The 1,257-nt window shown below is 65.1% G+C and carries 2 protein-coding genes; both read right to left on the bottom strand.

Features of this window, described 5'->3' with window-relative positions:
- Positions 1-564 precede the first annotated feature (564 nt).
- Positions 565-1,071 carry an IS5 family transposase gene (locus ACZ5C2_RS38600; RefSeq protein WP_468801637.1) on the bottom strand — a complete coding sequence of 169 codons (507 nt, stop codon included), beginning with the start codon at positions 1,069-1,071 and terminating at the stop codon, positions 565-567.
- Positions 975-1,257 (bottom strand): transposase (locus ACZ5C2_RS38595; protein ID WP_468801636.1); only part of this gene is annotated, 283 nt, incomplete at its 5' end. The genes ACZ5C2_RS38600 and ACZ5C2_RS38595, both read right to left, overlap by 97 nt.

The raw sequence follows: 1,257 nt of genomic DNA, 5'->3' as shown, positions 1-1,257 counted from the left end.
GAACTCATAACACGATCTTGCTGGCGTGCCAGGGCTGGTCGGAGCGTTGTTGAGAGGTTGCTGGTGCCGAGGCCGTTCACGGGCTACGCCGGAGTCATGCTGGGATGAAGCTCGGCCACCAGGGTGGGACATTGCCCGGGCACAACGGGGCGGGGTAGGAGTCCGGCATGCCGAGCCATGTGACAAGGAACCAGGCGAACCACAGGGCGAAGATGAGTCCTGCAGCCAAGGCTGTCCTGCGATGACGTGTTCCGAGGGTGCTGTGCAGGATCACCGACGGAACCGCAGCGGCGATCCATATGAGAGGCGCAAGAACCAGCAAAGTCATGCCATTGGTTACGCCGTTGCCGATGTCACAAGCAGCCCATGCATTCCCTATGGCAGCAGTGGAAACCACTGCGGTCAGTCCACCGAAGAGGACACCGAGGCCAGTTCCTCTGAACCGGCGGCTCGGAGGTCTCGACGGCACGGCTCCCATGATCGTCTCCCCTGCCTCGCCGTAGGTGCGGAGGGTATCAACGTTCTGAAGCAGCCCGCTGGGGCCCTGGCCTGCCCTGACACCGATCAGTCGTTTTGGGACTTCCGAAGTCGTCGCCAGCAGATGAGACTGCAGGCCAGGGAGACGAAGGCGTCGTGGAGTTCGGTGCGGCGTTCCCAGCGGACGGCGAGGCGTTTGAACTGGTGGAGCAGAGCGAAGGTCTGCTCGACGACGTAGCGGAGCTTGCCCAGGCCCTTGATGTTCGGTGATCCCTTGCGGGAGATTACGGGCAGGATCCGTCGGTGACGCAACTCGTCGCGGTGGGCATTGGAGTCGTAGCCCTTGTCGCCGAGCAGGGCTTCGGGCCTGCGGCGGGGCCGGCCGGGGCGGCCCGCGACGGGCGGGACGCCGTCGACCAGGGCGAGGGTCTGGGTGACGTCGTTGACGTTGGCCGCAGTCGTGATGACCTTGAGCGGGGTGCCGCGTCCGTCGCAGATCATGTGGTGTTTGCTGCCCGTTTTCCGCCGGTCGACCGGCGACGGACCGGTGTCGGCGCCCCCTTTTTCGCACGGATGTGAGAGCCGTCCACGCACGCACGTGACCAGTCGAGTTCGCCGGCCGCGTTCAGCTTTGCGAGCAGAACCCGGTGCAGCCGGTCGAAGACTCCTGCTTTCTGCCACCGCTCCAGACGCCGCCAGCAGGTCTGCCCCGAGCCGAACCCCAGCTCCAAGGGCAGGAGTTGCCAGGCTATGTCGTTGTAGAGGACGAACAGGACGCCC

The sequence above is a fragment of the Streptomyces sp. NPDC031365 genome (assembly GCF_055569765.1).
This window is presented reverse-complemented; position numbering and strand designations above follow the sequence as displayed.